This window comes from Vibrio sp. 10N.222.49.A3 (genome assembly GCF_041475145.1).
In the GTDB taxonomy this organism is placed as follows: Bacteria; Pseudomonadota; Gammaproteobacteria; order Enterobacterales; family Vibrionaceae; genus Vibrio; species Vibrio tasmaniensis_A.
On the sequence record NZ_JBFRVM010000015.1, the window covers coordinates 1 to 24504 of the forward strand.

Below are 24504 nucleotides of genomic sequence, written 5' to 3' on the forward strand. Positions count from 1 at the left end.
TTAATCCTTATTAGTTATAAGGTTTGTTCACTTGAATACATTTCTGCCCACAACGTTTTTACCGTTAACAAAGTTCCAACTGCATTAAATAGTTGTAAAGCTTCAAGCTTATTAGAGCTTATACGCCCACGACCATGCATAACCCAATGTCGGTTTAAGTCATTAGGAACGTCACCCGAAAATGCTGAAGGTTTAAACAGATTTCTGACATATTCTTTGATAGAAAGCATCTTAAGGGTATCTATTCCTGCATAGTGATTACTTTCAATGCCGTTCTTAATTGGATCTTGATAACGGGTTTTATTAACATCGAAATTATATATTTTAATAGACAATAAACCTTCAAATATTACTAAAAGTGCAGGAATACAAATCACATATTTCCCTGCAAGGTAACAGCTGATGCATTCATGCAGTAGGTCTTTCCATTGCTCAGGGCAATCATCAAGTATGTCCTCAAGGAGACTTTCGGCATTTTGGTTATAGCTATTTTCCCAAGACTCTATTAGTAGGTTTTGATCGCTTTTCAATGGTTCATAGCTAGTAATACCCAACCAATTTATAAATGCAGGAATCGTCCAACCTTGTCTTGCCAATTCAGCAACAGGCTCGCTCAACTCTGAGATAAGCCAATCATTGTATTTTTCAGAGAAATCGACAATATCAATATTCTTTAGGAACTCTATGACAGTTTTCGACATAATCTAGAACCTTATAACAGTTCTTAGACAGAAAAATTCTGCATTTAAATATAGAATTATTCTATCTAGTTTCTTATGCCATCAATTGTACTAAATTTAGTTCATCCATAACAGTGACTTATGATGTTCGCATTGAAATTCAACAAGCAAATATAGAAACTTTCTATCTAGTATGATTCACATTAAAATCATCAGGTTATGTACATAGAAACAGTATCTAACACCATGCAAATCTGGCGTTCTTCCAGAGCAAATTAGCCCCTGTAAATCCAATGCTTGACCCTATACGGTAAGGTGTTTATATTGTCGCCCGCCCAACGGGGCACATCCTAAAATGCACACCGGCCATCCTGTCATCATTCGTGTATTTATATTGGTGTTGTGAACTTCCATGCTAACGAAACTTCGTCCTTTTACTCGTGAATCGGGTGCGCTTATGCATCTTTCGGTTCCTATCATTTTGACTCAAATAGCGACCCAAGCGATGGGATTTGTCGATACGACAATGGCTGGCCAAGTAAGCCCTGCCGATCTCGCCGCTATTGCACTCGGTACCAGCCTTTGGATTCCTGTGTTGCTGCTACTTCGTGGCGTGATTATGGCGTTAACGCCTGTTGTCGCTTACCACCGCGGCGCACGTGACTTTCAAAGTATCTCTGTTGAGTTCTTCCAAATGGTTTGGTTGGCATTAATTGCTAGCGTATTACTCATCGCTTACTTAGTGAGTGCGAAACCGATCTTAGAGTGGATTGGGGTTGCCGCTGAGATCATTCCAATTGGTAGCGACTATGCGTTTGCCCTAGCCTTCGGTGTGCCGGGTATTGCCCTGTTTTACACCTTGAATGGCTTTTGTGAGGGTATGAACAACACGAAAGTACCGATGATCATTTCGGTGGTTGGTTTGTTGGTGAATATTCCGGTCAACTACGTGCTTATCTACGGCAAGTTTGGCTTCCCTGAAATGGGGGCTGTGGGCTGTGGGCTGTGGCTGGGCGACTAGCTTAGTGTATTGGCTAATGTCGGGAATGCTGTATTCCTACATTAAAGGTCATCACCACTACAAGACCATCATCAGCTTTACAGACGCTAAGCCAAAAGCAAAAGAGATGCTTCACCTTCTAAGATTAGGTTTACCTATCGGCATGAACATCGCGGTGTGCGGCAGTATCTTTGCGGTTATCGCGTTGATGATTGGGCGTATTGGTGCTGAGAACGTGGCAGCCGCGCAAATTGCACTTAACATCTCGAGCCTAACTTACGTGATTCCGATGAGTATTTCGTTTGGGATTACGATTCGTGTTGGTCACGCTTTGGGTGAGAAAGACGAACTAGGTGCAATTGAACGCAGTAAAGTCGGTATCTTAGTTGCAGCGTTAATTTCATTGCTTTCAGTTGCGATGTTCCTTTTGTTCCCTGAGTGGATCATCAGGCTTTACACTACCGATCCTGCGATAAGCGCAACGGCAGCGGTATTGTTGACCTTTACTGCTATGTATCAATTCAGTGATGCTCTGCAAACCTCTGCTAACGGCGCATTACGTGGCTATAAAGATACTCAGATCCCGATAATGTTAGCCATCGCTTCATACTGGGGCTTAGCATTACCACTGGGCATGGTGCTCGGGCTAACAGACCACATTGTTCCAGCAATGGGTGAAGAAGGCTTTTGTATTGGTATTCTAACGGGCTTGAGCGTTTCAGCGACGCTGATGTTAATTCGCTTACGATACGTGATTAAGAAGCGCGATTTACTGCCTTCAATTAACGCAGTAATTCGATAATACTGCACTTGTAAGCCAATACCACACCGGAAAGTAAATACAAAAAAGCGCGTTACTGCCACTAGGCAATAACGCGCTTTTTCTTTTTAAATTGGACTGTATTTATCTGTTTATCGCCAAATATGAACCAGCCGCAATCATTATTCCACCAGCACTTTGATTTAGTCGTTTATGTGCGCGTGGCGTTTTAAGTAAACTCGCCATTCTGCCAGCCCCCATCGCAATCAGCATTAAACCGGACATCAGAGCAACCGCCGCTAAAACAGAAACCAAGACGATATCTTGTGAACGTAAAACCGTCAGGTCAATGAACGTCGGCAAGAATGAAATATAGAACAGAATCACTTTCGGGTTTGAGGCTGAAATCAAAAAGCCTTGCGCGAAACTAGCGAGTTCTGATTTCTGACTTTGTTTGGCAGCGAGCTCCGCTGAACCTTGCACTTCAGGTAGGCTCTTAAACATCTTGTAGCCCAAGTAAATCAGATAAGCAGCACCAAGGTAACGAATCACCTCAAAAGCAAACGACCAGTTCTCAGCAATCGTCGCTAGGCCAAAACAGGCAAGCGCAAGATAAATAAGGTCACTGCAAATCATACCTAACGATAGCGTGATGCACTTTCGCCAACCATTAACCATGCCTCGAGCTAAAATGGCAAATACGCCAGGCCCCGGAGTAATACCAAATATAAACATGGCAATAAAGAATGTAATCGCACCTTCTAGTGACATTAGACTGTCCTTATCTATAACCGAACATAATTGATCATGAACGTATCATGGAGTTTCGATTCGGGTAAAGAACATTTTTGACTAAGCGCGTTTAACACAACTCATGTTTTGAATAAGTGTGACACGTAATTTCCCCACCAGCCCCACCAGCCCCACCAGCCCCAAACATAAACTTAAACTTGAACTTGAACCAGTCACCAAAGTGTTTTTCGTTAAGACACAAAAAAGGCGAACCTAGAGGCTCGCCTTCGAAAACAATGATAGAAAATCAACGTGACAAGATTAGTTAGCGATTGGAGACAGTAACTCTGGGTTTACGACTATATTTCTTACACCGTGGGCGTGGTCTTCGTTAAAGTCATTACCTTCACACCAGCTACCCACTGTCGCGATATTTACTTTCGCGACTTGTGGTCTAACGCTCCATGTTACTTGGAAAGGTGAACCTTTCTCATTGTAACCAGGACCCGTTGTAGAACCTGCATATTGAATCGCTGAACCCGTATTTTGTGGAATGTTGGTTGCTTGGTGCAAACCATCCACTTTAGAGTGCTTAGCCAATGCTTCGAAATCGAGTGCTTTGTCATCATTTACTAATACATAAACTTGGGTTTCTACACGCAGTTGCGGGTTGGTAATTGCATCGTTAAAACAAGCGCCCAGTGTTTCACCCGGTTCAACTTGCGCCGTTGAATAAACATAGTGAACTTCAATGGTGTCGCCGGAATGCAAAGAGCCATGATCGCTCGGACAAACCTTGCCCTCAAATGGTTTCAGCTCAGCTGAACTCAACTTACCAGTGTACTTAAAGCCACTTTGGAAGCCCTTTCCATCACCATTACCAGCGTATTGGGTAAACTCACCACCTTTGTGCTCAGCGTTTTTATGGAAGTGAATATTACATAAATTCATGGCTGTTGAATCTGGTGCATCCGAAAACAGTCTGGTATTTGTTCCTTTCAATGAACCCAAATCTCGTGGGGCTTGCGGGCCAAAACCTTGCCCTTGGGTATTTTCAGAAAGCTTCGCTCTTTGTTTTGCGATAACACCATCTGAGACAGCTTCATGGATTACGTCAGATGCATTTGCTTGAGCAGATAACATCACCATCGCGACGCTTAAAAACACACTCTTGTTGTTCATATTTCTTCCCTAGAATATTGATAATAAAACCTAAACACCGGATGTAGCGGCAAATATATTACTATGCTCACAAGTGAGTATAAGAGTTGTCTTTGTAAGATTAGATTTCATTGCTTACTTTGGGATGAGTATTAGAACCCTCGATGTATAGAACAAGTCAAACACAGTAAATACGGCTACTCCCTTCCAGAACGAGTAATTTCCTACTTTGTTAACTGTCCCCTGACTCAGCGGCTTGATAAGCGATCAATGCATATAAAATGCAACAACGACAAGGTTTGTAAGATCAAAAAGGCGAACCACTTGGCTCGCCTTCACGTCTCATTCTATCTATTAGATTGGTGTTCTTGGTTAACGGTTTAACCATTACCGGTGGCAAATATCCCAAACGTCATGACGTTTAATGCATCTGTCACGCCCTCTAGTGATTTAATCACGGTCTTAGTCGGTTGGTTATGACGAATAAAATAGCTTCCGATGCCTTTTTCACCGCTACTGTTAGCATCGCTTTCAGTTGTTTCCGTCGCTGCTATTTGAGAGGGTTCCACAGATTCTGGCTCTGCATTGGCGCGAGTTATCGTGTCTTTATTTGAATCAAGGTTTGAGTTTGATTCATGATCAGTTATTGGTTGATGATTAACGAACGATTCATGGGAAGATTCAACGTTGGTCTCAGCACTTGTATCAATTGCGACATCGATATTACTCTCTTCTTCCAAGCTTTTCGACATTGCGTCTTCGTTGCTCAATGTATTGTCGTCTAGCTGATTATTACTCGTTGAAGAGCAAGCGGTTAAAAAAAACAGGCTAACGATGAATGTGAGTAAGTGTCTCACCATAATGATAAATATGACTTCAATAAAACATTGTTCGATTGTAGTTTATTTGAATTCCCATATCCAGTGCCAGAGATTAAGGATTAAGGATTAAGGATTAAGGCGATCGTAAGCGGAAGCAATTTAAGACTCAAATCTAGTAATTTGAAATCTCAATCAAGTTACCGTCAGGGTCTCGAATATAAATAGATTGAATCTTTCCCATCGCACCTGTTCTAGCTATTGGGCCTTCCTCTATTACAACGCCTTGGCTCTCAACGAGCTCAATAACTTCAACGAGAGGCGTGTTAGATATAAAACATAGATCCGCACCGCCGACTTGCACACATCTAGCCTTTGGTTCGAACTCATTACCGAATTGGTGAAGGTTTATCTTTTGATTGCCGAACGACAACGCCAAGCGGCCTTCACCGAATTGGATGGGTTTCATGCCTAACACGCGCTGATAAAAATCCACCGTCACGGTTAAGTCTTTAACGGTTAACACCAAGTGATCTAAATGACTGATTTCCAATTTAATCATCCTTGTTTCGTCGTTACTGAATATTGCATACTAAGTGCTAATTAACGCTAAGCCACATACTCTAATGTTGGACGTGCCAACACAAGATAAGCAAGCAGCCCTACTTCTCACTTTAGTGATTAAAGAGAGCACCGATTGCGCTCCCTTTTTAGATTAATCAGAAGGCTTACAAGATGTTCAGACCAAATAGCTCTTTAACATCAAACAATACGGTCTCTGTTCTTTCTCTCGATACCTGAGTTCCTTTGCGCAAAATATCAATGAGCTGTGCTTTATCATCTAACAATTCAGCTCTGCGCGATCTAATCGGTCGGATCATCTCTTGTAAGCACTCTTCCAACACTTTCTTAGTCTGCCCGTCCCCTAACCCGCCTCTGCGGTAGTGATCTTTTAGTTCATTGACGTAGTGAGCGTCAGTGTGGAATGCATCGAGATAGGTGAAAACGATGTTCCCTTCTACTTTGCCAGGATCTTCAATTCTTAGATGGTTTGGGTCGGTATACATAGATTTGACTGCGGCTCTGATCTCTTTCTCTGTCGCACCTAAATTAATCGCATTTCCCATCGACTTTGACATTTTGTTTTTGCCATCCGTGCTTGGGAGACGAGAGGCATTGCTAAGCAGTGGTTTGCACTCATTCAGAATTGATTTGCCAGCTAGAGAGTTTATTTTTCTCACTATCTCATTGGTTTGTTCTAACATCGGCAGTTGGTCGTCACCGACAGGAATCAACGTTGCGTTGAAAGCGGTGATATCAGCCGCTTGTGAGATTGGATAAGTGAGAAAGCCTGCTGGAATTGAACGGCCAAACTCTTTGTTCTGAATCTCACTTTTAACGGTTGGGTTACGTTCCAAACGAGCGATAGACACAAGGTTGCTATAGAACATGGTGAGCTCAGCCAACACAGGTAACTGTGATTGTAGGCAAATCGTGGTCTTGGTCGGGTCAATACCCACCGCAAGATAATCAGCGACCACATTAAGAATGTTGGAAGAAACCTTCGAAGGATTATGGGCGTTGTCGGTAAGCCCTTGCATGTCAGCGACCAATATCGTTTGGTCGTGAATATGCTGCAAAGAGACTCTTTGTTTAAGTGAACCGACGTAATGACCCAAATGCAAAGGCCCAGTAGCTCTATCGCCAGTCAGAATGATTTCAGGCTTGTTGGTATTGTTCTTACTGCCAATATTATTGTTGTCGGTATGGCTGTTTGAGTTGGTATTCATGGTGTATCTCCAAGTTAAAAAGGCTACTGGAGATAAAAAGAGGCGACATTTTTGATGACATTCTTAGCTACCGTCCAGCAGCTAAAGAATGTAAGTATTCCGTGCTGCTCTATTGAGAGCACCACCAAAAGAAAATTGAAGTTGAAGCAGAATTAAATTTCATGGTTAAAACCTATCAACAATACAGACGAGCGACAACTGTTATTTACGCGCACCAAGAAAATAGGTCTTAAGATTAACAGGTTATAGGCTTAATCTTTACTGGAACACAGTTCAGTGATTCGGTCACACATGGCTTGGTTAACTGTGAAGTGGGTGTTGAGGAACGCTAGTTGGGCAAGTGCCGATTCAGCCGTGCGCTCGTAACCTTGGGTAAAGGTTGGTAGCAATTGAGCAAACTTAGGAAAGCGTGCTTCTAGCCTTCTATCCGACATAAATTCATCAACGAATTCAGGCTCAGAATGCTCAGTTTGATCCACAAGATCGATCAAACGATCAAGTGCGTAAGATTGAACGAACCGACTGCCCGACAGCTTTTCGCCTCGATTATAACGAGACATGCCGACATAAAGATTGGTTAGAGCCTCACCAATGATCCACTCTTCGGAGTTAGTATCTGCCTCCCCTTTTACTGGTGGGATACAGCACTGAGTATCAAATTCAGGTTGCTGCCAAACAATGCGCCCTTCAGCAAATGGAATATGCGCTAACTCGTGGGATTCAAACACCGCAAATTCGCAAAAGATTCCGTCAGCGTACAGGACTTTATAGCCATCGACGGTATTTCTCACCGCGTAGTCGATTGGGTGAATGTCTGAGAGCCAATGCAAGCTGTCTAAGAAATACTGCTTATGCCCCGTTTGTACTATCGCGAAAAAATCGACATCTGAATACTGATCAAGTCGTTCTGTTTCAATACCTACCGAGCCCAATCCCAGTAAAGCATGAGCCTTACCCGATGCTTCCAAAGACTCCCCAATCGCATCTAAACGCTGTAGTAATTTTTCTGGTGTGTTTATATGTCTTGTCTGTATCACTTTGTCCGTCTGCATTGCTCAATCCCTATCAAGTTGAATGCCACTCAACCTAACTGATAGTTAGAACATCTAAGAAGCTTAATTTATAAAATGTGTGTTTTGGATAACGATCTGCGCAAATTATTGTTTGAATTACGGTGGGATTTAGAGGTGAGAAAGAGTGTGTTCAAGCTATAAACAACACTCTTCTATCATGACTTATCTTTTTAGCAGCTTATATTTGCAACAACTGATATTTACAAACAATTAAACGATAAAAGATTCAGGGTTAAGCCGATGACTTCGCTAAGTAGGCTGCCATTTCTTGTGGTGGCACCATGCCTCCGCCTGTCGCCCACACAAGGTGTGTTGCATTCGCTAGCGTCGACTCATCAATTTCTAGACGAGTAAGGTATTCACTATTTTGTTCAACATGAATCGCACCCGGCATACCTGCTAGTGCAGAAGGCTCAAGTTGAATGCTCTCTGCTTGGTTCAGTTCGCCTAACAATTGGTACATGCGTTCATCGGTTAATGTGTAATAACCATCAAGTAAACGCTCCATCGCGCGCCCCACAAAACCTGAAGCCCGACCCACCGCCAAGCCGTCTGCTGCGGTTAGATTATCAATACCGAGATCTTGGACTGCGATTTCGTCATGCAAGCCGGTATGGACACCCAACAACATACAAGGCGAATGGGTCGGCTCAGCAAAAATACAGTGTACATGGTCACCAAAAGCCATCTTCAAGCCAAATGCCACACCACCGGGGCCGCCACCGACTCCACATGGCAAGTAAACGAACAGTGGGTGTTCTTTGTCGACGACAATCTGTTGCTGATCAAATTGCTGTTTGAGCCTTTGTCCTGCCACCGAGTAACCAAGAAATAGAGTTTGAGAGTTTTCATCATCAATGAAAAAGCATCGTGAATCTTGTTCTGCTTCTTTGCGCCCTTGCTCTACCGCAACACCATAATCTTGTTCATACTCAACGACGTTGACACCATGCTCACGCAGTTTGTTTTTCTTCCACGCTCTCGCATCAGCAGACATGTGAACCGACACTGTAAAGCCTAACTTGGCACTCATGATGCCAATCGACATGCCTAAGTTACCCGTAGATCCTACCGCAATGCTGTATTGTTGGAAGAAGTTACGAAATTCAGGTTCGAGCAACTTACTGTAGTCATCGCTCTCACACAGTAACCCAGCTTTAATGGAAAGCTTCTCGGCATGCGTTAGTACTTCATAAATGCCACCACGGGCTTTGATTGAACCTGAAATCGGCAAGTGACTGTCTTTTTTCATCATCAAACGCCCTTTGATAGGCTGCTGATAATGCGCTTGCAATACTGATTTCATAGATGGAATGTCAACAAGCTCAGACTCGATGATGCCATTGGTCGCTTGTGTTTCAGGGAATGCCTTCGCCAGATAAGGGGCAAACCTTTGTAATCGGACGCTTGCATCTTGAATGTCCTCTTCACTTAATCCCACATAGGGCAAACCTTGCTCTAACGTCGTGATGTTTGGGTTAAACCAACTCACTTCTTCTAGCGCTATAAGTTGTCTTAACAACGGGAAATCGTTGGTGATCTTCTCTATATTTAATTCACTTTTTGGGTTCAAATCAGTCATGGGTGACCTTCTCTGGTATAGCGCCATCATCTCTGGTACTCAGCAATCTGCGCTCGTACAAACATTTGGTTTTGAACCTATTAAAACGGTATTTATACCATTATTCAATGACCTGTAATTAACTAGGCTTGCTTTGCTCGATACGCCTTGCGACTTAATTGCTCACCACTGTCTTGATGTATTCACTAGGCGATAAACCAAATTTTCCTTTAAAGCGCTGACTAAAACGTCCTTCCGATTGGTAACCGCAAGACTGAGCCAACATCGCCACATTCTGCTGTCCGTTTTGCATCAGATAAAGTGCGTGACTCAACCGAACTTCAGCCAACACCTCACGATATTGCATACCTTCCAGTTTGAGCTTTCGGATAAGCGTGGCGCGACTCATCGCAAAGCGCTCTGCTACCGACTCTAACGGATGTTTCTCGTCCGGTGAATGCGAAAGGTAGTGGCTAAGTTTCTGGCTAAACGAAACGTTTGAGCTAATAAACAATCGATGCAACACGCCCTTCTCGGCTAATTGCTGATACAAACCCTGCAACCAAAATTGTTGGGTTTGTTCACTCATGCTCTGACGATCAAACGAAAACAACGCATTGAGAGAATCTTGCAAACCTCGCTCTGCTTCCACGGTGGGTAAATCCAGTTCATTTGCTCGATCCTCACTGAGATCGAGCATTGCTTGCGTCGGTTGGAAATGAAAACTGAATACACGCGAAAGGAAACGTCCTTTGTGGGGCATGTTCTCAAAACTCAATGACGCTGATGCCTCACACAACAGCAGCTCAGAATGTGAGAGTTCTGCCGCTGAGTCTTTCCAAAACAGGCGCTTACTGCCTGTAATGATCTGAATAATACTAGGGGATAGTATCCTCACATTACGCAGTTTTTGTAACTGCTCTGCACGAAAGATCGTCACTTGATATTGATGATTCATCTCATCCCCTTATTTGCTTATTTGCTTATTTGCTTATTTGCTTATTATGTAGGTGTATAAGCTTTTAACGTACATAAGCTATTAGCGTGTATAAGTTGCCGTCAGTTTCGCTTTGTCTAAAGCCATGCTGTTCAACGTGAATCCAACCACAGCCGATGGCGTGTTTTCGTCTAGGTTGAGCTTATCCGTTGGCAATGCCCAAACCGTGAATTGATAACGGTGCATACCATCTTTTTCTGGAGGACAAGCGCCACCGAAACCTACCGTTCCATAATCGATGCGGCCTTCTTTGCCACCCACTTTAGAGATATCGACACCGCGAGGTAGCTCGCTCACTGTTGCTGGAATATCAAACGCCACCCAGTGCCAGAAACCACTTTCAGTTGGTGCATCTGGATCATAAGCCGTGATTGCAAAGCTTTTGGTTCCTGCTGGAGCATCTTTCCACATCAACTGCGGTGACAAGTTCTCGCCATCACAGCCCCAACTTGAATATTCAAACGTCTTCGCCATTGGGTGACCTTCTTGAATATCATTACTCGTTAGTTCGAATGCCTGAGCCGAGCCAGCTGTTAAGATACTAAGTGCCAATACTGATTTAATGAGTGTTTTCATGGTGGTTCCTCTGATTAGGTATGAGCCCAGTATAGTCCCCTCCATCCGCCCAAAAATGACAATAAGTACACAATTATCTAGTTTAATCCATTCAAATGATACTTACTGTATTTTTAATTTATTATTTTAAAACATGACCCACTCGACAATTTGTTGTTAAAGGAACACTTGTTGACATTCAGGTTACAAATCACGTCCAAAACTCTTTAGACTCGCCCCACGACTTTTAACGAGAATGATTGGATGCGCAGGTTTACCTTAGCCCTTGGCTTGATCTTTTGGCTCCCAACTCTAGCCAATGCCCAAAGTTTGCAAGATAAGTGGCAAACCCTGTATCAACTGAGCTGGCAATCATCCCCAATCCTAGTATCTCAACAAGAGTTGGCTCAGTATCCGAAAGTTCTGCTTCATGAACGTAGCCGCTATCCTGATTTCAACCAATTCAGTTGGGACGACATCGCAGCGTTAGCGTCAATACAAGATCACTGCCGAGCGATTGAAAGCAATAACCCTTCATTAGATGACGCCATCGAGTTTGAGCTCGCTTTGTGTCAGCAACAAGCATTGGATTCCATTTGGTTTGCAGCACACTCCAAACGACACCCTGCAGGTGGCAGTTTTGCTGATCGTTATTTAGCCGCTTACCCAGATGTGACCGAGCAGATACGCCCATTTTTGAGTCTTACCAACCCTCAGCATCCTTTATATAGCAAGCTAGAAAACCTAAGTGCACAAGGCAGAGAAGCACTGCTCAGTGGATACCGAGCTTGGCAACAGGACGATGTGCTTTGGTTAAGTGGCGAGCAAGGCTGGAAAGCCATTCCCTTAGATGTTTGGCAACCTATTGCAGAGCGGCAAGAGGTATCTTTGACGGGTGAAACCTGTACTTTTCGTTACAGCAACGTGTGCTTAAGCGAGCCTAGCAATGACAATCTGATCATGAAAACCTTGATCTTTACATTGCTGTTAACGTTGCTTTCCGGACTCGGTAGAGTCTTATACCTAAGAACAAAACAACGAAAAGAGAGGCAGTTCGTTTTACAGCTTCTTACTCATGAACTGCGCACGCCCATTACTAGCCTAGGTCTAACCGTCGAAATGTTTAGAAATCGCTACGATGAGTTTTCTGATGAAACTCAAAGTGCGGTTTGGCGTTTAATCTCTGACTATCAAAGGCTCTCTCAACTCACCGAAAACAGCAAAGTGTATCTAAGTTCGGATCAGTCAGAGCCTTTGTTGAAGCAAAATGCATCATTAGAAGAGTGGCTCGATCATGTATGTGAAAAGCACAATATCGAGTATCAATGTGATTCAAGTGATGCTGAACTTAACCTACCGTATTACTGGCTAACCATCTGCTTAGATAACTTGATTAAGAACGCTAAACAGCACGGTATAGGTGAGGTTTTGGTCAAGGTAGAACTCGCTGATAAGCTCAGGATTGAGGTGCAAGACGAAGGTCACTTCCCTTCTTTTCTGCAACGGTTTGTATCTCGAGCAACACCGAATATCAATCACAGACAAGACAACATGGGCATTGGCCTGACTATTGTCGAACACTTGATGAAACAAGCGAATGGCCGTCTCATTATTCTTCGTAACCCAACCCGATGTATTCTGGAAATTGCTTATGAACACCCTACTGCTGATTGAAGACGACCAACTGCTTGGACAAGGCCTCGTCAGCTTCTTTGAATCCAATGGTTACCAATGCCTTTGGGAGAAGGATTCAGAGAGTGCCAGTCAGCAATGGTTCCGCGCCGATCTAGTGATACTGGATCGACAACTCGAAGACGGTGACAGCTTGCGACACCTGCCGAACTGGCTACTCCTCAAAGCGCTTCCTGTGATTGTGTTAACCGCTAAAGTGGAAGTCCAGCAACGCGTAGAAGGCTTAATGGCGGGTGCGAAAGATTACGTGACTAAGCCATTTTCGAACGACGAATTGCTCGCTCGAGTCATTACCCAGCTTCGTCCGCTAGGTGTGAGCCTCTTAAATTACGCAAATATCCAGATCAACTTGTCGGAACGGATCGCTTATCTGGATGAAAGCCCAATCACGTTGAAACCTAAGGAGTTTCAGCTATTGGTACTGTTTGTTCAGAACCAAAGTCGTGTGTTTCACCGAGATGAATTACTCAATAAAATTTGGGGGTATCAGGCCTTTCCTAGTACCCGAACTATTGATAATCACATACTGCGCTTACGCCAGAAGCTGCCAACATTGAATATCGAAACACATCGCGGCGTTGGTTACCGCTTGGCCGGGGAATCATAATGAAAGTTACTTCGTTAGCCGCACTGATCTGCACATTGCCGCTCGCAAGTCATGCGGCTTGGTTTACTGACACGCTATTGCAGCACACCTATCAATCGTTGCTTGATGGTCAACCTCAAGTTGCGTGGCAAGAGCTACAAATCGCACTCGATCAACAAACACTCGATAGTGAGCTTTGGTTGCCAGTTAAACAAGAGATACTGAGCCAAACTCAATGCGGAACTTCACTAAGACAAGACACTGAGACGAAACATCACATTCAAGTTAGCTTCATTCGACGCTACGGCCTTTCATCGCAAGGTTATCAAATCAAAGTCGCTGCAGAACAACTCAGTGAAGACATGAAAACCCAAACACAACCTATCTCTCTGGTCTCCCCTAAAGGTAAAGTCCTTCTCGATGGACAACTCGCTTCTAACAATGAGTATCAAGAGATTGAGACTAGTGAAATGTTTATCAAACCCGAATCTGGTGTTTATCAACTAAAGATAGGTTCAAACCACTATCCTATTGTTGTCGCTTTAGACAACAGCAAGCGATGGTTAACACTCGAAAGTAAACTCAGCGAACCACATATCGTGATCACGCCACCGAAGGTGATCGACAACTGCCCTAACGCCAATGTGAGTTGGCAGTGGTTTGACGAAAACTACGATATGTTAGGCTTCAAGGTGCCAGTCAAAACAACGCAAGCATCTCTTCCTACCGAAAGCCCAATCGGATCTGAAGCTAAACACTTGAGTGCATCGGTTGAAATGTTTGAATACCAAGGTGCGATTGAAATCCAATATGTACAGCGTGTCGCGATGCCTTTCTAAGTTAAGCTCGCATCTCACAGACATTCGTAACAAGCTGCAAAACCTGTAATAAGCTAATGGCGCTTCGAATAGAGACATATAGGTGACAAAACACCAACGCGATTTGGGTGTAATAACCGTACTTACCCTTTACGGAATCTAGATATGGTCAACGTTCGTCATCAACTTAATTTTACGTCTTTTGCTATTGCAGCTCTATTCACGACTTGTGCGCTCTCGGCAAACGCACAAGATAATCAAGTCACCCTTACCAGCAAAAGCCACGTCAGTAACAGTAACGCTAGTCACATAGTGTCGATTTCAACAAAAACATTAGCGATAGATTGGAATGGCTTAAGTGTTAATAGCACTGCTTTGACCGTTGATCGTCAACCTCAAAAAGTTACTCACCTAGTCATAGACTCAAAAACCAAGGCATCTTGGACACTCATGCCGAGTGGAATCAATGTTGAAGCTGAGTTGAAGGAACATAATCTTCTTGTCCAATTCACCTTACCTGAAAACACACAAGTAAAACGAAACCAACCCATTGAACTCGTTTGGTTTGACCTAGCAGAACAACAAACTCAGACTCTATTTCTGCCCTTTAGTGAGGGGATGCGCGTACCGACCAACAACAAGCAATGGGCCGATTACTTAGTCGACAACCATTCCGGAAGTAACACCACTCAAGACTTAAAAATGCCATTTTGGACGGTACAACAGAATGATCAATTCATCAGTTATCAGTTGATTAACCCGACAAACAACCAATTGTTCTTTTCTGATGCATCGTCGGATACGTCCTCTGATGAGAAGACCAAGATTGATATGAGCGCTTCACACCAATTTACAACGCTGAATCAATCACAGCCTTTTACGGTTCGGATAACACTTGGAGACTCTTGGTTAGATGGCGCCAAACACTATCGCGATTGGCGAATTGAAAATGGTCTCTCTGAATCGCTTGTTGAAAAGCAAAAGCGTAACCCAGATGTGAATAAGCTGATTGGCGCAAGCCACGTCTACTTGTTTGGTAAAGACCCTTTAAGTATCCAAGATGTGAGCGACTGGTGGGGATTAAACGCTTGGTATCTAGAGGACTCTCAATTAAACATTTCAAGTGAAGCGAAGCGAGAGTTATCCCCTCTGTCTAAAGGCAAAGATTGGTTTAGCCAGTATCATAAACAACTGTTGTTGGACTCTATTAACCATTCATTACAAAGCTTGTATCCTGTTGCAACGCCAACACTTACTGATAACACCATTAAAGCTCAACACACCGCAGCTCAGCGCAAGAAAAGCTGGTTGATTAAGCATGCGTCCTCTTATCTCAATGATCCGGATACTTGGGGGCAAGCCTTGTCATCAGGCATGGTCAACAATCTGAACAAAGCAGGATTAAACAAGCTTTGGTTAGGCTTCGATAACTGGATGCCAGCATTCTACCAACCGAATGCAGTAGAACTGGCTAAGCAATCTGGTTATCTGGTTGGAACCTATGACTCCTACAACACAGCCATTCCTGCGAAGCTCAATGACAACTGGCTAACCGCCCAATTACCAAAACCGATGCGTGAAAGTTGTGCGATTGAAATGGCGGATGGCAGCCTAAAAAAAGGGTTTCGAGGAAACGGTTTTTACTTGAACCCGAATTGCCATTTGGATTATGTAAAACAGCGCGCCGTAGACATCATGCGTTTTGGTCACTTCAATAGCCTGTTCCTAGATGTTGATGCGACTGCGATGGCGCGTGAGGACTACAGCGATAATAGCAGTGAGACGGATATGCTTTCTGCCTTCAATAACCGAATGCAGTGGTTAAGCGATCAACCCGATTTGGTGCTTGGTTCTGAAGATGGTAATAGCCTGACGACAAAAGGCATCGCTTTTGCACACGGCTTAGAAACAGTCGGCTTTGGTTGGTCAGACAAAGAGATGAAAGAAGACCTACAATCACCTTATTACTTGGGTCGTTGGTATCCAGACCATAAACCTGACTTTTTCTTCAAGTCAGCTAAGGTCAAAGAACCCTACAAGTCATTGCTGTTTTCGCCTCAATACCGAATTCCACTATACCAAACCGTATTTCACGACGAAGTGATTAACACACACCACTGGCATTCAGACAGCTTGAAATTCACCAATGTGAAAGCCCATCGTGATTTGACTGCCATGCTTTACAACACGCCAGCCATGGTTCACTTAACACGAGATGAAGCGTTATCGAGCTCAAGTCCAAGGCTTAAGGCTTTGAAGCACTATCAAGATGGATTTGAGCCAATACATGAGCAGCTATGGGATAAACAATTAGTCGATTTCATATGGTTAGACAAAAGCGGCGAAGTTCAACAAACCGAGTTCAGTGACGGGAGTAAGATCATTGCCAACTTCTCTAACAAGGCATTTCGTTACAACGGTATCGATATTGCTGCCCTATCGGTCAAAGCTATATTGGCGAATGGGCAAGTCGTCGACTGGCAGCCCAATCATAGTTAGCTTCGATACGGTTTAGACAAAAACGAATAATAGGAAGCTTAAGCACTTATTTAACCGCTAATGTTCAGCCCGTTACTTGTGCTTCCTATTTTGAAAAGCAGTCAGTAGATAGTCGATAAAGACCTTCTTACGTTTCGGCATCAACTGTCTGTCTGCATACACTAGGCTTACTGAAACTTCTGGCATCTCATATTCAGGTAACAAGCGAATCAGCTTACCTGTCTTGAAGTGTTCCCGACAAATGAATTCAGGAAGCACCGCCAAGCCGAGCCCATCCACACACGCTGTTAGGCATGCCGTGATGGTATTCACCCGCAACTGACACGGTAGATCGATCAAAATCGACTCACCGCCTTCTAATTGCAAATGCCACTTAGGTAGACGTGCCGCCTTGTTCACGACCTCAATCATCCTAAATGGAGGCTTAAGGTCATCGGGTGAAGAGATTTCACCGAACTGTTCTAAATACTCAGGGCTGGCTACCAATACACGCTTCGATGTTGTGAGGTAACGAGAAACCAAGCTCGAGTCCACTAGCTCACCAATTTGTGCGTAAAGATCGATCCCCTCCGCAATGATGTCGACTTCTCGATTCGATAGTTCTAAGTTCAAAGTCACGTTTGGGTGCTCTTTTAGGAAACTGTGGATGTATGTGGCTAATACTTGATGCCCCAATTCGACAGGCAACACAACATTCAACTGCCCTCGGATCAAATCCTGATTGGCAGAAACCTCTAACTCAGCTTGGTTCATGATCTCTTGCATCTGCATGCTCGACTGATAAAAGCGCTCACCCTCTGGCGTTAAAACTAAACTTCGTGTCGAACGAGTGATCAACCTCACACCTAGGTGCTGTTCCAGCTCGTCTAGCTTTCGGCTGACGGTCGACTTGGTCATGTTCAATGCTTCAGCTGCGTGCGTGAAACTCCCACAATCAACAACTTGTGTAAAAACAGTCACAGCATTTAAGTCCATCGTACTTCTCCCAAAGCCCTATTAGTAAGATTCACGCAACAGTGTTTCCCTTTTTTCCTATCTTATCAATCAATCGAATTCATTTACAATTCGTTACATCTAAATAAAAACAAAATGAGAAATAAAAAATGACAGAGAACAACAACGCTTCGCAATCAGTAAGCACAAAAAAACGTAAAAAAGCCCCGCTTATTGCTACTGCGATCATGCTGTCATTAGGCTTAGCTGGCGCTGGATATTGGTATGGCTATGGCCAGTACTTCGAGTCAACCGACAATGCCTACCTGCAAGGCGACATCACTAATATAAGCCCGAAGGTGTCGGGTTATATTGTTAAGTCTTACGTGAGTGATAACCAATCGGTTAAACAAGGTGACTTGTTGGTTCAAATTGATGATCGTGATTACCAATCTGCACTTGCTCAGGCGAATGCGCATTTAAGCGTCGTTCAATCAAGCGTACACAACCTTATCGCTCAACAAACGTTACAACGTAGCCAAATAAATCAAGCTGAGAGCCGTGTTGATTCCGCACAAGCTGAATACGAGCGTGCAATCCAACAAGTCGTGCGTTCTCGTAGCTTATTAAAGCGTAACTATGCTTCGCAAGATGAAGTCGACAGCATGGTCGCACAACAAAAAGTCACCCAAGCAGAACTTGAAGAAGCAAAAGCAAACCTTGTCGCAAGTAATGATCAACTAATCGTGATTGCGAGTGAAATCGAACAAGCAAACGCATCCGTGACTGAAGCTCAAGCACAAAGAGATCAAGCACAACTTAACCTTGATTACACCAAGGTCTACGCGCCAGCGGATGGCGTGATTGGTAAACGTAGCGTCCGTGAAGGCTTGCTGATTCAAGCAGGCGCGCCATTGATGAGTTTGGTACCAAACAACCAAGTGTGGATTGAAGCTAACTTCAAAGAAACTCAATTAAGCGGTATTCATAAAGGCCAAACCGTAGAAGTCGAACTGGATGCCTTTCCGGGTCAACCACTTGAAGGCGTGGTAGACAGCTTCTCCCCTGCGACTGGCGCTAAGTTTGCGCTCCTACCACCAGAAAACGCGACCGGTAACTTCACTAAAATCGTTCAGCGTGTACCGGTGAAAATTACGATTCCAGATCAGCAAGAGTTGAAAGGTCGACTGCTCCCTGGTTTGTCTGTGGTAGCGACCATCGATAAACGAGGCTAGACCATGAGTAACACTGGTGTTGTCACCCAAACAAATGATGATGACGAGGTTTCGAGACGCCATTGGATCGCCCTTTTTGGCGGCTTAATCGGCGCGTTTATGGCGATATTGGATATTCAGATCACCAACTCGTCTCTCAAAGACATTCAAGGTGCGCTGTCTGCCACCTTGGATGAAAGCTCGTGGATCTCTACGTCTTACCTAGTCGCAGAGATGATCGCTATCCCACTCAGTGGTTGGCTTTCTAAAGCGCTCGGTAAACGCCGTTATATCACGTGGACGACGGCCATCTTCACCATTTCATCTTTGTTGTGTTCGTTTTCTTGGAACATGACCTCGATGATTGTATTCCGCGCGATGCAAGGCTTCAGTGGTGGTGCTTTAATCCCGCTTGCTTTCTCGTTAGTGATTCAGTTATTACCTGTTAACAAACGTGCTGTGGGTATGGCACTGTTTGGCGTAACCGCGACCTTTGCTCCATCGATCGGCCCAACATTTGGTGGTTGGCTGACGGAGAACTTCTCGTGGCACTATATTTTCTATATCAATATTCCGCCGGCTTTGCTTGTGATCACCATGATCCGATATGGCTTGGATGATGAAAAGCTCGACCTTGGCACACTGAAAAAAGCCGACTGGTTTGGTATCGCGACCATGGCGTTAGGGCTAGGTTGTTTAGAAGTGGTGCTAGAAGAAGGTAACCGTGAAGAGTGGTTCAGTTCGAGCTTCATCATAGGCTTGAGTATTGTGTCTGCAGTGACTTTGGTTTACTTCGTGATAAACGAACTCCAACACAAAAAGCCATTGGTGAATTTGCGGCTATTGCGGGATGGGCAGTTTGCTATGTCTTGTATCGCCTATTTGATTCTAGGGATGGCATTGCTCGGCTCTATCTATGTACTGCCAATGTACCTCACTCAAATTCAGCAATACAATGCGATGGAGATTGGTGAAGTCTTGATGTGGATGGGTTTCCCACAGTTGTTGATATTCCCAATCGTTCCTAAGCTGACGCAAATCATTAAGCCTAAGTACTTAGTGACCTTTGGTTTCGCGATGTTTGGCTTCAGTTGTTACGTGAATACACATATGACGATTGATTTTGGTGGCCAACAGTTGATCTTGTCCATGGTTCTGCGCGCTATCGGTAGCCCGTTTATTATGGTTCCGCTGTCTTTGGTTGCGATGAAAAACATCAGCAAAATGGACACGCCTGACGCTTCAACCTTAACCAACGTAATGCGCAACCTAGGGGGCGCATTTAGTATCGCGATTATTGCTACGTTGCTAGATAACAAGACGCGCGAGCATTTGGCTCATATCAAAGAGTCGCTGCCTTCAGTTAGCCAATTGGGTTGGCAAACGCTCAAAGATCAACAAGCGTTCTTTATTCAATCTGGCAGTGATGCCGCAACGGCGATGCAACAAGCGCAAGCTAGCCTACTTGGCACAATGCAACGTGACGCCGCTATCATGGCTTACAACGATGTGTTCTTAATGATGACGGCGTTCTTGGCTTTAGCTGCAGTATTGATTCTAAATATGCGTGATTAGCGCTAGAGTTTTGTTTAATAAAGCTTCAAGAAAAGAACAACATTTCGAATAAAAAATCGAACAATTAAACTGAGAGGTAAGCTTATCGGCTTGCCTCTTTTTTATTTCTAAAACACGTATAGCCCAACGAAAATCAGGTAAAAGTAACCTGCGTTTGAAGTCTTTCATAAATGCTATCGAATACTCCTTAATTACCAATAGTTTATTGAGTGTTTGTCTGTGATATTGGCACCTTGACAATGTGCAACTTGATGCCTAAATTAAAAATAACATTTGGTATTGAGGAAAATGGATTTGACCTTACCACCTGACCTACGAGTTTTAATTGTCGACGACTCCAAGAGTGCAACTATTCTTATAAAGCAGCAACTCTCGAGCTTGGGCATTGCGCATGATTGCATCTTTATTGCGACCGACTATCGACAAGCAATTAAAGCGGTCGAGACTCACTCTTTTCATGTACTCCTCATCGATTACCACTTAGAGCAATTCTTCACGGGCTTTGAACTATTAGGAATTCTGTATCGAAATAGGCTCATCGACCATACGGTTGCGACAATTTTACTCTCCGGAGATATGCGGCAAGAAACGGTATTAACTGCCCTTTCAGGTGAGGCACACCATTTCGTTTCTAAACCGATTCATACTCAGAGGTTAGGTAAAAAGATCCAAAGTGCTGTGTCCATCTCGAAGAAGCTGACACAACTGAACGAGTTATATCCAATCACCAGTCAGGATAAATTGGCTCAAGCATTAGCGCTCTCGCCTAATGGCACTAGCGTTCAATTCGAAGCGACACTGATTGAACATTTAATTTCTGGTAAGAAATGGCAATTACTCTCTAGCGTCATTAGCCACTCGAAAACCAACATGCACCCGACGAAACTGGTTGCTGAAGCTCTGATTCTCGACAGTTTAGGCAAACAGGAGCTAGCCATAGATAAGCTCCACAACTTTCTGATCGCGCAGCCACTCTCATTGAGCGTCATTGATTGCTTAAGCTGTATCTACGAAAAACATAAGATGCTGCTTCCTGCTCTGAAATTAGCGATTCGTGCATTTGAGATGACACCAAGTATCAGCCATCGTGCAATCAGGGCGATTGACTTGGCTGAGAACGCAGACAACACACGTATGATCATAAAGTTAGGTGAGATGTATGCGACCCATATTTCAGCTGCTGACATTGATGTCATTCACTCCATTTGTGCGCACTTTAATTCGTTAAAAGCGACTTATCAGCGCGAGACGCAACTAAAGTACAAACGTATTTTGCTTGAGCACGCCAACCAATTCACCGAGTTAGTAAACCTGAAACTTCCGGTAAAACAACAGCAGCAGGTTTTAGCCAGCCTTGCCCTGTTTCAGAGCAGTATCTTGCTCATCGAAAATAGCCCTCAGGTTGCCCACAAAAAAGTGATTAGAGCTTCAACGCTGTTAGCGAATAATTTCCACAGCCAACCAACTTACTTGCTCGATCAACTATTACCACTGCTCGTCCATTTTGGGGAGTACTCTCTTTATCACTTAGCAGTGGAATGCCTAAAATCTCGTGGAGAAGCAGTAAACCACAAACTTGAGTCCAAAAATGTCGACCCTTCAACTTGTATAAACATTGATAACTTTGGGTCAATACAGGAATTAAAAGACTATATTCACAGTTACCCATATTCAGTTGCCGCCAAACTTGACTATATATATGCCGTTCATAAAGCTCATATAGATGAAAAACTTAGCGACGACTATTTAAGAGAAATTTTACAGTTAGAACTTCCTCCAAAATGGAATCAATGGATTAGTGATTCATTAAGATCTGGTTTTTCGAGTAAGCCGCCTAGCCCATTTTCAACATACAGCCAACAGGAGTCTATATGCTAGATATCGATGCCTTAAATGCCTACTTAGATAATGACAGAGAAATAATCTTCGCTGTATTGTCTGTGTATCAAGAAGACCATGGCAATTCATTAGAAGAGATACAAGAACTGGTACAGCAACAAGATTGGGGCAAGCTTCATTTTATCGTACATACATTAAAAGGCATATTAGCCAGCTTCGGCGAAGAAACAGCTACAGCGGCCTTAGAAAGAGTCGAGCAAAACACATCCAATAAACTAGCACCTCAAACGGATGACCTTTCGGTTATCTACAGCGAAGTAAAAATCATCAATCAACAAATCGATGATGTGCTCAGCACTTATTAGTCGATAGAACTAAGAGTTACGTGGTGAAACTTAGTAGCCAAAGGAGTTGAGGTATTTGGAAACATTGAACCTCGACTCTTGTCATTTTCCTTATCATTTTCTCTCTCAATGATATAGCTAATCCACGCCTATAAATTCATGGTATTTATCTAGATAAGCTCAAACATAGCAACACTTTATAGACCTCCTACATACATGTCTTGAACAAAAAACCGTCACACTCGATGGGATGCAAAATAGTTAAATATTTGTAGATTTTTTTGTGACATAAACATACGAAATTGCATTTTATTTATTGGTAAAGAAGAAACTGTTACCTACACTTCAATGAAACCAAGTGTTATCCATCTGGTGACATAATAATAAAATAAATAAAACGTTCAGTCGGCTAGATAAGGACAAGGAAATGAACAATGACAATTTTGCTGCGTTTCAGGGGCTCACGAATGAAACTCCCATTAAAGAATCATTTTCAACTGCTACAGAACCTTATGCTCACTATCTAAAGGATATCGTGGGCATTGATCTGTTATCGCGTGAAGATGAATTGTATTACGCAAAGTTGAATCGTGCGGGTGACAAACATGCACGTGACATCATGATCGAATCGAATCTACGCCTCGTTGTAAAAATCGCAAAAAGTTATCTAAAACGCAAAGGCAACAACTTCACACTGCTCGACCTTATCGAAGAAGGGAATATTGGCTTAATCAAGGCCATCGATAAGTACGATCCAGAACCCGGCTATCGTTTTTCCACTTATGCTGTGTGGTGGATTCGCGAAAATATTGAAGCGGCCTTAATGAATAAAGGTCGTACCGTTCGCTTACCTGCTCATGTGTGTAAAGAAATTAATAGCCTTGCATCAAAGAAGCTCGATGTAAGCAAAAAAATGCGCAAAGAAATCTCGATCTCAGAATTATCGAATAGCTCAGGCGTAAAAGCTGAACGTGTCGATCAACTGGTTGCGTTAAGCGGGTTTATTGACGTAACAACGACGGTTGGTATCAGCCACGCACCACTTGTACTTGAACAGTGCGAAAGTGAATACATCCCCGATCCTCAACAAGACTGTGAAGACCAATCATTTACACATGCGCTAGAGCAGATCATAAACACACTGCCACCTAAATTGCAGAAGGTTCTTATTCACCGTTTTGGTTTCTTCGACAACAAGGTGAAAACACTGTCTGAGGTTGGACAAATGTTGGATGTGAATGTCTCTAATGAGCGAGTTAGACAGATGCAGAAAGAAGCGGTCGAGAGGATTCAAAAACGACTGAAATTTGATGGTTGGGTCTAAATAGCTAAATAGACATTTAAAGAACAATCACAAGGGTGAGCCTCAAAAGCTTGCCCTTTTTGTTTGCCTGCTTCTTAGCAAACTTGAGTCATCATAGCTCTCAAAACAAGCAATCATGGTCAGCGAATCCAGGCTGCGTTTAATCACCTTAACGAAGTACCTCTTTCGCTGCGTAGAATGAGGTAATTAACATAGGTGGTTTCAAGGCAATCTTGCTCCCACAAAGATAGGATACGCTTAGTGGCAAAGTAATAGTCTTTGTTCCTCAATAACATGCCAACCGTGCGGCTAAGTTTTTCAAATCGCACTTGGTCGCTTGCCGAAATGTAATCGCCATCACTTTGAATAATCGGAGCCAAACCATCGGCAAACCAATTATTTAGAATTTCTCGCATCTCCAATTCAGACTCAGGAACATCCACACTCGACAACTCACGATGTTGAGGTGGTGGCACGATGTATTTCGACGCTTGTGGCGAACTGACATATCGATACATGTCGTCCCTCCTTTTAATTAACTCTTCTAATAATTAAGGACATTTTTATCTGTTCT

At 43.4% G+C, this 24504-nt stretch carries 21 protein-coding genes and 1 pseudogene; 10 read left to right on the forward strand and 12 right to left on the reverse strand.

Features of this window, described 5'->3' with window-relative positions; genetic code table 11:
• Positions 1 to 14: 14 nt before the first annotated feature.
• Complete coding sequence (locus tag AB4589_RS01525) at positions 15 to 701, reverse strand: hypothetical protein (protein ID WP_372099135.1); 687 nt, start codon at positions 699 to 701, stop codon at positions 15 to 17.
• Positions 702 to 1092: 391 nt separating this feature from the next.
• On the opposite strand from AB4589_RS01525, the pseudogene AB4589_RS01530 reads away from it, so the two are divergent.
• Positions 1093 to 2482, forward strand: a pseudogene (locus AB4589_RS01530) (MATE family efflux transporter).
• Between the two features lie 102 nt (positions 2483 to 2584).
• On the opposite strand, the gene AB4589_RS01535 reads toward AB4589_RS01530, so the two are convergent.
• The 9 genes from AB4589_RS01535 to AB4589_RS01575 form a co-directional block, all read right to left on the reverse strand.
• Complete coding sequence (locus tag AB4589_RS01535; protein WP_017099433.1) at positions 2585 to 3211, reverse strand: LysE family translocator; 627 nt, start codon at positions 3209 to 3211, stop codon at positions 2585 to 2587.
• Positions 3212 to 3493: 282 nt separating this feature from the next.
• Positions 3494 to 4354: a delta-class carbonic anhydrase gene (locus AB4589_RS01540; RefSeq protein ID WP_372099136.1), complete on the reverse strand. Its 861-nt coding sequence runs from the start codon at positions 4352 to 4354 to the stop codon at positions 3494 to 3496.
• Between the two features lie 359 nt (positions 4355 to 4713).
• Positions 4714 to 5193, reverse strand: coding sequence for a hypothetical protein (locus tag AB4589_RS01545; RefSeq protein WP_017099435.1), 480 nt, complete (start codon positions 5191 to 5193; stop codon positions 4714 to 4716).
• 133 nt (positions 5194 to 5326) lie between these two features.
• The gene (locus AB4589_RS01550; protein WP_029223941.1) at positions 5327 to 5704 is read right to left on the reverse strand and encodes a VOC family protein; all 378 of its coding nucleotides are present in this window, start codon (positions 5702 to 5704) and stop codon (positions 5327 to 5329) included.
• Between the two features lie 175 nt (positions 5705 to 5879).
• Positions 5880 to 6941 (reverse strand): tryptophan--tRNA ligase, encoded by a 1062-nt coding sequence (trpS, locus tag AB4589_RS01555; RefSeq protein ID WP_372099137.1) that lies wholly within the window; start codon positions 6939 to 6941, stop codon positions 5880 to 5882.
• 251 nt (positions 6942 to 7192) lie between these two features.
• A complete protein-coding gene (locus tag AB4589_RS01560; protein WP_017097904.1) occupies positions 7193 to 7993 on the reverse strand; it encodes a hypothetical protein in 801 nt (266 codons plus the stop codon).
• A 253-nt stretch (positions 7994 to 8246) separates the two neighbouring features.
• Complete coding sequence (locus tag AB4589_RS01565; RefSeq protein WP_372099138.1) at positions 8247 to 9596, reverse strand: D-serine ammonia-lyase; 1350 nt, start codon at positions 9594 to 9596, stop codon at positions 8247 to 8249.
• A 154-nt stretch (positions 9597 to 9750) separates the two neighbouring features.
• Positions 9751 to 10533: a helix-turn-helix transcriptional regulator gene (locus tag AB4589_RS01570; RefSeq protein WP_017097902.1), complete on the reverse strand. Its 783-nt coding sequence runs from the start codon at positions 10531 to 10533 to the stop codon at positions 9751 to 9753.
• A gap of 81 nt (positions 10534 to 10614) precedes the next feature.
• On the reverse strand, positions 10615 to 11148 hold the full coding sequence (locus AB4589_RS01575; RefSeq protein ID WP_029223939.1) for a YbhB/YbcL family Raf kinase inhibitor-like protein: 534 nt from the start codon (positions 11146 to 11148) through the stop codon (positions 10615 to 10617).
• 243 nt (positions 11149 to 11391) lie between these two features.
• Here AB4589_RS01575 and AB4589_RS01580 point away from each other — a divergent pair, with 243 nt between their 5' ends.
• The 4 genes from AB4589_RS01580 (at position 11392) to AB4589_RS01595 (ending at position 16722) form a co-directional block, all read left to right on the forward strand.
• The gene (locus tag AB4589_RS01580; RefSeq protein ID WP_017097901.1) at positions 11392 to 12801 is read left to right on the forward strand and encodes a DUF3404 domain-containing protein; all 1410 of its coding nucleotides are present in this window, start codon (positions 11392 to 11394) and stop codon (positions 12799 to 12801) included.
• Complete coding sequence (locus AB4589_RS01585; protein WP_017097900.1) at positions 12779 to 13426, forward strand: response regulator transcription factor; 648 nt, start codon at positions 12779 to 12781, stop codon at positions 13424 to 13426. The genes AB4589_RS01580 and AB4589_RS01585 overlap by 23 nt, the downstream gene beginning before the upstream one ends.
• Positions 13426 to 14244 carry a DUF2861 family protein gene (locus tag AB4589_RS01590; RefSeq protein ID WP_372099139.1) on the forward strand — a complete coding sequence of 273 codons (819 nt, stop codon included), beginning with the start codon at positions 13426 to 13428 and terminating at the stop codon, positions 14242 to 14244. Before AB4589_RS01585 ends, AB4589_RS01590 begins: the two co-directional genes overlap by 1 nt.
• A 144-nt stretch (positions 14245 to 14388) precedes the next feature.
• Positions 14389 to 16722 carry a glycoside hydrolase gene (locus AB4589_RS01595; RefSeq protein WP_372099140.1) on the forward strand — a complete coding sequence of 778 codons (2334 nt, stop codon included), beginning with the start codon at positions 14389 to 14391 and terminating at the stop codon, positions 16720 to 16722.
• A gap of 72 nt (positions 16723 to 16794) precedes the next feature.
• On the opposite strand, the gene AB4589_RS01600 is transcribed toward AB4589_RS01595, so the two are convergent.
• Entirely contained in the window at positions 16795 to 17697 is a 903-nt protein-coding gene (locus AB4589_RS01600; protein WP_017097897.1) for a LysR family transcriptional regulator, read from the reverse strand.
• A 128-nt stretch (positions 17698 to 17825) separates the two neighbouring features.
• On the opposite strand from AB4589_RS01600, the gene AB4589_RS01605 reads away from it, so the two are divergent.
• The 5 genes from AB4589_RS01605 (at position 17826) to AB4589_RS01625 (ending at position 23951) form a co-directional block, all read left to right on the forward strand.
• Positions 17826 to 18890, forward strand: a complete 1065-nt coding sequence (locus tag AB4589_RS01605) for an HlyD family secretion protein (protein ID WP_009844998.1) — start codon at positions 17826 to 17828, stop codon at positions 18888 to 18890.
• 3 nt (positions 18891 to 18893) lie between these two features.
• Positions 18894 to 20444 (forward strand): DHA2 family efflux MFS transporter permease subunit, encoded by a 1551-nt coding sequence (locus tag AB4589_RS01610; protein WP_017099447.1) that lies wholly within the window; start codon positions 18894 to 18896, stop codon positions 20442 to 20444.
• 288 nt (positions 20445 to 20732) lie between these two features.
• Positions 20733 to 22322, forward strand: coding sequence for a response regulator (locus tag AB4589_RS01615; RefSeq protein WP_017099448.1), 1590 nt, complete (start codon positions 20733 to 20735; stop codon positions 22320 to 22322).
• Positions 22316 to 22648, forward strand: a complete 333-nt coding sequence (locus tag AB4589_RS01620) for an Hpt domain-containing protein (RefSeq protein ID WP_009844988.1) — start codon at positions 22316 to 22318, stop codon at positions 22646 to 22648. The genes AB4589_RS01615 and AB4589_RS01620 overlap by 7 nt, the downstream gene beginning before the upstream one ends.
• A 406-nt stretch (positions 22649 to 23054) precedes the next feature.
• The gene (locus tag AB4589_RS01625; protein ID WP_017099449.1) at positions 23055 to 23951 is read left to right on the forward strand and encodes an RNA polymerase sigma factor RpoD/SigA; all 897 of its coding nucleotides are present in this window, start codon (positions 23055 to 23057) and stop codon (positions 23949 to 23951) included.
• Between the two features lie 143 nt (positions 23952 to 24094).
• Here the strand turns inward: AB4589_RS01625 and AB4589_RS01630 are convergent, their stop codons facing one another.
• On the reverse strand, positions 24095 to 24448 hold the full coding sequence (locus AB4589_RS01630) for a hypothetical protein (protein WP_017099450.1): 354 nt from the start codon (positions 24446 to 24448) through the stop codon (positions 24095 to 24097).
• Positions 24449 to 24504: the final 56 nt, after the last annotated feature.